This is a genomic window from Pedobacter sp., assembly GCF_035566355.1.
Classification (GTDB): domain Bacteria; phylum Bacteroidota; class Bacteroidia; order Sphingobacteriales; family Sphingobacteriaceae; genus Pedobacter.
Window position 1 is genome coordinate 1 of sequence record NZ_DATMRL010000634.1, and the last position, 8,880, is coordinate 8,880.

Annotated in this window: 6 protein-coding genes and 2 pseudogenes; 7 read left to right on the plus strand and 1 reads right to left on the minus strand. The window is 39.9% G+C overall.

The window, feature by feature from the left end:
• From VNZ46_RS24855 to VNZ46_RS24870, 4 genes and pseudogenes are all read left to right on the plus strand, one after another.
• Positions 1-636 (plus strand): annotated as a pseudogene (locus VNZ46_RS24855) (SusC/RagA family TonB-linked outer membrane protein); the annotation flags it as partial.
• Between the two features lie 19 nt (positions 637-655).
• Complete coding sequence (locus tag VNZ46_RS24860) at positions 656-2,311, plus strand: RagB/SusD family nutrient uptake outer membrane protein (RefSeq protein ID WP_325563652.1); 1,656 nt, start codon at positions 656-658, stop codon at positions 2,309-2,311.
• Positions 2,312-2,465: 154 nt separating this feature from the next.
• The gene (locus VNZ46_RS24865; RefSeq protein ID WP_325563654.1) at positions 2,466-4,094 is read left to right on the plus strand and encodes a beta-N-acetylhexosaminidase; all 1,629 of its coding nucleotides are present in this window, start codon (positions 2,466-2,468) and stop codon (positions 4,092-4,094) included.
• A gap of 1 nt (position 4,095) precedes the next feature.
• The gene (locus VNZ46_RS24870; protein ID WP_325563656.1) at positions 4,096-6,024 is read left to right on the plus strand and encodes a heparinase II/III domain-containing protein; all 1,929 of its coding nucleotides are present in this window, start codon (positions 4,096-4,098) and stop codon (positions 6,022-6,024) included.
• A gap of 12 nt (positions 6,025-6,036) precedes the next feature.
• Here the strand turns inward: VNZ46_RS24870 and VNZ46_RS24875 are convergent, their stop codons facing one another.
• A complete protein-coding gene (locus tag VNZ46_RS24875) occupies positions 6,037-6,501 on the minus strand; it encodes an Lrp/AsnC family transcriptional regulator (RefSeq protein WP_133780714.1) in 465 nt (154 codons plus the stop codon).
• A gap of 192 nt (positions 6,502-6,693) precedes the next feature.
• On the opposite strand from VNZ46_RS24875, the gene VNZ46_RS24880 reads away from it, so the two are divergent.
• The 3 genes and pseudogenes from VNZ46_RS24880 to VNZ46_RS24890 all read left to right on the plus strand — a co-directional run.
• Positions 6,694-7,746: a PLP-dependent cysteine synthase family protein gene (locus tag VNZ46_RS24880; protein ID WP_108550241.1), complete on the plus strand. Its 1,053-nt coding sequence runs from the start codon at positions 6,694-6,696 to the stop codon at positions 7,744-7,746.
• Between the two features lie 47 nt (positions 7,747-7,793).
• A complete protein-coding gene (locus VNZ46_RS24885; RefSeq protein ID WP_108550242.1) occupies positions 7,794-8,240 on the plus strand; it encodes a protein-disulfide reductase DsbD domain-containing protein in 447 nt (148 codons plus the stop codon).
• 7 nt (positions 8,241-8,247) lie between these two features.
• Positions 8,248-8,880 (plus strand): annotated as a pseudogene (locus VNZ46_RS24890) (hypothetical protein); the annotation flags it as partial.

An 8,880-nucleotide genomic window follows, 5' to 3' on the forward strand; every position in this document is an offset into this window, starting at 1 on the left:
CAAGCTGAAGGCTTGTTTAAAGATGCTGCAGATGTTTCCAGTCATGCCTTCCAAAGTGCAGCGACCGGACCTGGCGATATTAAATATAAAGACCTCAACGGTGATGGTAAGATAGATGCCACTGATCGCACTGTAATCGGCAATGATGTACCCTTTCTTAATTATGGAGTTTCTTTAAGTGGCTCTTATAAGGGTTTCAGTTTAGAGATCTTGACTTATGGCGTGGCTAATGTTAAAACCTATTTTGATAGTGAAGCAGGTTCTCCATTCTTTAATAGTGCAGGGATAAAAGAGCCGTTTAAAAACAGGTGGACCAAAGAAAACCCAGATCCAAATGCAGAATTTCCACGTTTGTTACGCAGCCAGGACGGGCCTCAGAATACACAGATTTCTTCATTTTGGTTGTTCAGCGGATCCTATTTCAGAGTTAGAGGATTAACATTGGGTTATACTTTACCAACACTGCTTACCCACAATTTGAAAGCACAATCCATTCGCTTTTTTGTTACAGCGAATAATCCGTTCACTTATATGGCAGATAAAAGACTTGCCGATTACGATCCTGAAAGCGGCTCTGGCCGCGGTGGATATCCAGGCGTAAAAACATGGTCTTTAGGAGCTAGTATTAAATTTTAAGGCATTTAAAAACAGAAAGATGAAAACGAATATCAATATAAAATGGATGAGTGCTTTTGTGATGCTGCTCACTATAGTATCTTGTAAGAAAGACTTCTTAAACAGGCCCCCTCAAGACCAGTTATCTGATGCTACATTCTGGAAAACAGAAAATGATATGTTCGGAGCCCTTAATACCGTTTACAGCAATACTCTTGGCGGAGAAGGTGCTACAATTTATGAAGATGCTAAAACCGATAATGCTTATGGGCAGTATCCCTGGGAAAGTACAGCAACAGTAGTTTCTTCGGGCGATATTAATTCTGCCAGTGATGCAGGCTGGGACTTTACAGCGATAAGAAGTGCTAATTTGTTATTGGAAAATGCAGATAAAGCAACAATGGATGCTACCAGAAAGGAAAGATATAAAGCGGAGGCCAGGTTTTTAAGGGCCTATTCTTATCTTGACCTGATGAACAAATTTGGTGATGTGCCTATCATTACCAAAACACTTACTATAGCGGAATCGGATGTAAAAAGAGATCCCAAAACACAGGTATATAAATTTATCACAGACGAATTAGATGCAGTGTCGAAGGTTTTACCTGTAAGCTATGCCGGAGGAAAGTATAATGATAAAGGCCGGGTAACCAAAGGTGCTGCATTGGCGCTTAAGGCAAGGGCACATCTTTATAATGGAGATTGGCAGCAGGCGTCAGATGCGGCACAACAAGTTATGGGCTTAGGCTATGGGTTATTTAAAGTGACTGCTGAAACAGGCGATGATCTGGCAGATGATTATAGCAAATGGGCTACTTTTAGTGATGCTGCAGAGGAGAAGAAATTCCGCCTTGGGATCAGGAGCTATGAAGAAATTTTCTGGGCCAAAAATAAACAAAATAGCGAAGTGATATTGGACAGGCAATATATTGCTCAAAAGGATGTTAATTACCTGAATACCTATTTGCTCTCCAGTGCATTGGGAGGTTGGTCATCTGTTACACCAACACAGGAATTGGTGGATGCTTATCCGAACTATAAAACCGGAGAGCCTGTCGCTGCGACAGATCCGGCTGTTAGAGCAAGTTTATTTAAAGCCAATGATCCGGCTTTCTATAATGAATATAAAAATCGGGATCCAAGGTTTTATGCCAGTATTTTATTTGTTGGCAGTCCTTGGAATACTATAGAAGCGGATTATACCTTCTCCTGGAATGGTGGAGGAAATAACAATTCTTCAACGGGTTATAACTTTAGGAAGCTAACTGATCCCGAAATTTACAAAGCTCAACTGGATAATTATTCCAACATTATCCTGATCCGTTATGCCGAAGTCTTGTTAACCTATGCAGAAGCTCAGAATGAACTGTCAGGACCAAATCCAGCGGTATATAAAGCAATTGATGATTTGAGGGACAGAGCTGGGATGCCACACGTGGACCAGGTGAAATATGCTGCTAAAGAGGCTATGCGAGAGTTGATCCGCAGGGAACGCAGAATAGAACTGGCCCTGGAAGGTCAGCGGTATATGGACATCAGAAGATGGAAAATTGCGCCTCAGGTGATGAAAAATACGAATGACATCAGGAATAATCTGGCCCAAAAAAGGGTTTGGACAGATAAATTGTATCTGATGCCGATCCCTCAGAAGCAAATGGATATCTCGAAAAACTTAACACAGAATCCTGGGTATTAGTGGGGCTCTGAGCACAAGAGATTGAGTAAATGCAATTGTAATAAAAGGGGAGTCATGATGCGATGGCTCCCCTTTTCTTTTAATCTAAAACGTTTGCGGTAATAATTCAGTGCGACTTTCCTTATTTATAGCAGATGTTGTATAAATTGGAATCATGTTAAGAGTCTCCTTCTTTTGTCTTTTCCTGTTTTATACGACTTGTCTTCAGGCGCAAAACTATTCTAAAGATTTAACGACCCCTGGTTTGATCCCAATGCCTGATCAATTTCAACCTGGTGGAGGTACATTTCGTTTCAGCAATGAAACGCCGGTTATCCTGAACAATGCAAATGCTGATAAAATAGCCTGGTACCTCAAGACTGAAGTCTTAAAAACTACTGGAATAGCACTTCGTAATGGAGAGAAAACAAAGGGTGCAGCCATTTTTTTAAACTTAAGATATAAAAAATCTGATCCAGAAGAATCTTATCATCTTATGATTGAAACCAATCAGATTGTTATACAGGCCAGCAGCGAAAAAGGTCTGTTTTATGGGGTGGTCTCTTTTCTGCAAATTTTGAGGACAGCAAAAATAAAACATGGAATTGCTGAGATTCCAGGTTGCAAAATAACGGATGCCCCTGCTTATGCCTGGAGGGGCCTTATGCTGGATGAGTCTCGTCATTTTTTCGGAAAAGAAAAGGTTAAGGAAATCCTGGATTGGATGGCGTTTTATAAATTGAACCGGTTACACTGGCATTTAACAGATGAACCGGCCTGGCGCTTAGAGATAAAGAAATACCCCAATCTGGCGCTTATAGGAGGCATAGGTAATTACCTTAATGAAAATGCTCCTGCCAAATATTATTCACAAGAAGACATCAAAGATATCATTGCTTATGCCGCAGAAAGGTTTATTGAAATTATTCCCGAAATTGATATGCCAGGACATGCCACAGCTGCAAACAGGGCATATCCTGAATACAGCGGTGGTGGTACACCAGAACATCCTGAATTCACTTTTAATCCTGGCCTGGAAAAAACATATGGCTACCTGACGGATATTTTAAAAGAAACCAGTGTTTTATTTCCTTCGCAGATGGTTCATTTAGGCGGGGACGAGGTTAGTTTTGGTAATGAGAAATGGAAAACCAACCCAGAGATTATAAGCTTAATGAAAGCTAAAAATCTTAAAGATGTAAAAGAGGTGGAAGACTATTTTATTAAACGGATGGCCGATTCTGTTTTTCGTCTTAACTCAAAGCTTCTGGTCTGGGATGAAATGGCAAATGCAGGATTACCAATAGATAAAACGATTATGTTTTGGTGGCGGCATGATCAACCCAGGCAGCTGCGGACATTAATGGAAAAAGGGTATAGAACCGTTTTGTGCCCCCGTTTGCCATTATATTTTGATTTAGTTCAGGACAGTACGCACAGGTATGGGCGGAAGTGGAATAAGCTATATAGTCCAATGGAGGATGTTTACAATTTTAACGCCGCGGGATTTGCGGGGAATGAGCAGGAGCTGAATCTTATTGAAGGTATCCAGGCCAATCTATGGACGGAAACGGTACCCGATCAGATGCGCTTGGATTTCCTATTGTTTCCCCGCCTGGCTGCACTGGCAGAGTCGGCCTGGACAAAACAAAAGAATAAAAATCTGGAGGCTTTCAAATTCAGGTTGAAAAGCCATATTAATTTGTACAACCAGGCGGGGCTGTATTACTACGATCCGTTTCAATCAGGTCAGCATCCTGAAACACCAGTAAAGAGAAAGAAGCCATTGAATTATAAAGATTGATATGAAAAGAATAATGATTTCTATCCTTATCATGTCCTTTGTCTGGACAGGTAAGGCCCAATTACCTGCAAAAAACTGGCTAAGCAAAGCATACAATACAAATGGTCAAGGTGTTTTTAAAAACCTAGGTCTGTGGCAAAACCAACAGCGGGAGGAAACCTTGTCTAAAATTGCTGGCCTGGCGGATAGTGTTAAAACCAAAATTCTTAAAAACGCAGAAATTGGAAACCAATATACCTGGCCTTCATTGCCTGCAAGTTTATATCTTGATTACAAATTTACCGGAACCCGGATCAATTATGAGAATCTGCAGTCCGAGCGACGCAGAATTTTGTCCAATCTGGTATTGGGTGAACTCGTTCAAAATCAAGGCCGTTTCCTACCGCAGATTGTAAATGGTCTATGGCTTATTCTTGAAGAGAGTACCTGGGTTGCACCGGCACATATTGTGGTGCAAAAAGAAGGTGCAGATCTACCCAATATCCAAAATCCATACATTGATCTGAATGCATCGAGAACAGGGGCGACTGTTGCGGTCATTTATAACCTGCTCAGTCCACAGCTGGGTAAATATTCAAAAGTAATCAATAGTAGAATTGAATATGAGCTTAACCGAAGGATTTTTCAACCTTATCTTAAATATGATACTTTCTGGTGGATGGGATTAAAAGGAAATACAGTAAATAACTGGAATACTTTTAACAATACAAATTGTATGCAGGCGGCTTTATTGATGCTTAAACCTGGCGACTCCCTGGAACTGTTCAGTAAAAAACTTTTGTTAAGTACAGACCATTTTATCAATCACTATCCTGAGGACGGTGGCTGTGATGAGGGGCCATCTTACTGGGATATGGCTGGAGGGAAGCTTATACGTTTAATTAGCCTGGTGAACAGTGCGTCGGAAGGTAAACTGAATTGGTCAGACAAAGAACTTCTGCACAGAATGGGGACTTATACTTACAAGATGCAGATTGCAAACAACAATATGGTCAATTTTGCAGATGCTTTTTCTAAATATTTGCAAAATCCAGAAAGTGTTTATCGTTACGGAAAGCTATTTCATGATGAAACTTTAAAAGCATATGCATCCTTTATATTGAATTACAAAAAAGCAGAACTTCCGCTTGATGATGTGAACGAATTTGTACAGACCCTACAGGTGTACGAGGAGATAAAGCAAATTAGCCCTAAAGCACCTTATCCGCTGGAAGAAGTACTGCCAGATCTGCAGGTTTTTACTGCCCGCAGTAAAAAAGGAAGTACTGATGGATTGTTCCTTGCAGCAAAAGGAGGTAATAATGCCGAGAGTCACAATCATAACGATATCGGTAATTTTATAGTGTATGCTGATGGAAAACCATTGTTGATTGACGCAGGGGTGGGTACGTATACAGCAAAAACTTTTAGCAGCAAACGTTATGAATTATGGAATGTGCAATCTCAATGGCACAACTGTCCAGGTATTAACGGTACAGATCAAATGGATGGTAAAAAGTTTGCTGCCACAGATTTTAAGATTGACCACCCAGGTCCTGAAGAAACGACCTTTTCTGTAAACATTGCCGGGGCCTATCCGGAACCTGCTCAGGTTAAGTCCTGGATAAGAAGCTTACAGTTTAACCGGTCAGGTAATGAGATTATTCTAAGCGAGGATTTTGAACTTAAAAGATTTGTAAAAGAAAATGTTTTAAATTTTATCAGTCCGCTGAAAATGAAATTGGAAGGAGATCAGGTTCTATTTCCTGAATTTCCTGGCTATAGTATAATCTATAATCCGGAGCAGTTCAGCGTACAAATGGAGACCAGGCTGATGGATGATGACCGATTCAAGAAGGCCTGGGGTAATGAGATTTACAGGCTGCGATTTATATCTAAAGGAAAGGGATTAAAGGATAAATATATCTTGAAAATTAGAAAAGACAGATAATGTCATTGGCCTTTACAAAGGATAGGCAGTTTCACTTTTTGGTTCAGACAAAACAAAGAAGCTTTGCACCGTACTGATATTGGGCAGTGTAGCCAGTTTATTTCGTAGAAACATATGATAGGCATCCATGTCGCTTGTAGAAATGCGCAAAATGAAATCGAAAGCACCAGTCATCTGAAAACATTCCATAACCTCGCCGAATTTGGATACTTCGTGTTCAAATTCATATAGGGTGTCTGCTGTATGGTCTTTCAAAAACACATGTGAAAATGCAAGTAAACTTTTGTTTATTTTCTTACGGTCGAGAATGGCAACCACTCTTTGTATATAGCCTTGTTCTTTAAGTTTCCGGATTCTTTCATGGACAGTTGCAATGGATTTTTTAATCTTAAAAGCGACTTCTTTATTGGTTAAGGTGGCATCTTTTTGTAAAATCCTAAGAATTTCAAGGTCCGTAGCATCAAGTTCAGTCTGCATTTTGTTTGTTTATGAAATGTAAAAATGAAAAAAAATAACTTAAAGATATAAATGTGATATGTAAAATGGAAATAATAAAAGTTTAAAAGCTATTTTCCGTAAAATTTCCGGATATAAAGCTAAGTATTGTTAATATAATTCGCAATACGGAGTTTTACTGAATTATCAGACAAAAGGATAAGCGCAGTAATTATGTCATTGGATACAAAAGAAGCAGCTTGCTTAACAGAAGATTTAGAAAAGAAATTTGAGCATTTATGGCATCTGGTTGGAAACACCCCTATGCTGGAATTGAATTACAAATATCAGGGAAATACAGGGAAGATCTATGTAAAGTGCGAACATTATAACCTTACAGGAAGTATAAAAGACCGTATTGCACTATTTACTTTATATAATGCTTATAAAGAATGTAAAATTAAACCTGGAGACGTCATCATTGAGGCGACCAGTGGTAATACCGGAATCGCATTTGCTGCGATTGGAAAGGCAATGGGACATCCTGTTAAGATCATTATGCCAAACTGGTTAAGCAAAGAGCGGATTGATATTATCAAAAGCCTTGGAGCGGAAGTGATTTTAATCAGTAAGGAAGAAGGTGGCTTTTTAGGAAGCATCAAATTAGCAGAGTCTATGGCTCTGGAAAACAACCATACTTTTTTGCCTCGTCAGTTTGAAAATACAGACAATCCGCAAGCCCATGAGCAAACAACAGGCGTGGAAATATGGGAACAACTTAAGATGAACGATCTGGTACCTGATGCCTTTGTAGCAGGAGTAGGAACAGGTGGAACAATTATGGGGGTAGGAAGACATTTGAAAAAGCAAAATCCGTCCATCAAAATCCATCCGCTGGAACCGGCAGAATCGCCGACTTTGACTACCGGATATAAAGTAGGAAGCCATAGGATCCAGGGTATCTCTGATGAATTTATTCCGGAAATTGTAAAACTTGCTGAACTGGATGAAGTGATCCAGGCAAACGACGGGGATTCTATCTTAATGGCTCAGAAACTAGGCCGGGAACTCGGACTGGCTGTAGGAATTTCCTCAGGTGCAAATGTAATCGGGGCAATCAAATTACAGCAGCAACTAGGTTATGACAGCTGTGTGGTAACGATTTTTTCAGATAGCAATAAAAAATACCTGAGTACTGACCTCATGAGGGAAGAACCCGTTAAAGAAGGCTATCTGACACCGGATACAGAATTTATTAACTATAACCCAATATGCCGGTTAAAATAGGCCATTGAACCACATATACAATCAACTTAAACTTAAACACACAAAATATGAAAAAGCTCATTTTATTTACTGCAGTGATCTTATCAGCATTGGCAGCTCAAAGCCAGATTTTAAAACCAGTAACCTGGAGTTACGCTGCAAAAAAAACAAGCGCAACTGAAGCTACAGTTTTCATCAAAGCGACTATTGATGATGGATGGCATTTGTACTCTCAAACGGTAAAAGAAGGTGGGCCGGTTAAAACTACTTTTACATTTCCTGCATCTTCGGCTTATACTTTGGTTGGAAAAACAATTGAACCAAAATCAATCAGCAGGTATGAGGAAACTTTTAGCATGAACGTAAATTTCTTTGAAAAAAGTGTTGTTTTTCAGCAGAAGATCAAATTGAAAGGAAAGAACGCAGTGGTTAAAGGGACTGTTGAATTCATGACCTGCGACGATAAACAGTGTCTGCCACCAGAGCAGATCAATTTCAGTGTACCTGTAAAATAGACTGATAATGGATGCGAAAAAAATTAAGGCAAGTATGAAAATGCTTGTCTTTGGTTTCCTGCTGATCGTTTGTTTCCAGCATACTGCATTTGCACAAGCTGCAGATACCACTTCGGCAGATGGAATTGAATTCACCGAAATTAAAGATACACAAACGGATACTCCGGTTAAGGCTGTGGCTGCTATTGTTCAGGCTCCTGTTTCTAAAGATACAGTGGCTGCTGTTAAAACAGACAAAAAAGCCGCTAAAGGAGAGGAACAACAATCATTATGGGGCATCTTTATTGCAGGGTTTGTTGGTGGACTTGCCGCTTTGCTGATGCCCTGTATTTTTCCAATGCTGCCTTTAACCGTGAGCTTCTTTACTAAAGGCAGTGAGAAAGGGAAAGCCTTTGGACGTGCCGCTTTATATGGTTTTTTCATCATTATCATTTATGTGGTATTAGGGTTGCTTGTTACAGTGATATTTGGTGCTGATGCCTTAAACAGTCTATCCACCAATGGTATATTCAACTTCTTTTTCTTCCTGTTGCTGGTTGCTTTCGGTGCATCTTTTCTCGGTGCTTTCGAAATTACACTTCCATCATCATGGGTTAATAAAATGGATGCCAACTCAGATAAAGGGGGGATAGCCGGATTG

Coding starts and splice junctions, on each gene's coding strand:
- VNZ46_RS24860 (WP_325563652.1), top strand. CDS start 656: ATGAAAACGAATATCAATATAAAATGGATGAGTGCTTTTGTGATGCTG.
- VNZ46_RS24865 (WP_325563654.1), top strand. CDS start 2,466: ATGTTAAGAGTCTCCTTCTTTTGTCTTTTCCTGTTTTATACGACTTGT.
- VNZ46_RS24870 (WP_325563656.1), top strand. CDS start 4,096: ATGAAAAGAATAATGATTTCTATCCTTATCATGTCCTTTGTCTGGACA.
- VNZ46_RS24875 (WP_133780714.1), bottom strand. CDS start 6,501: ATGCAGACTGAACTTGATGCTACGGACCTTGAAATTCTTAGGATTTTA.
- VNZ46_RS24880 (WP_108550241.1), top strand. CDS start 6,694: ATGTCATTGGATACAAAAGAAGCAGCTTGCTTAACAGAAGATTTAGAA.
- VNZ46_RS24885 (WP_108550242.1), top strand. CDS start 7,794: ATGAAAAAGCTCATTTTATTTACTGCAGTGATCTTATCAGCATTGGCA.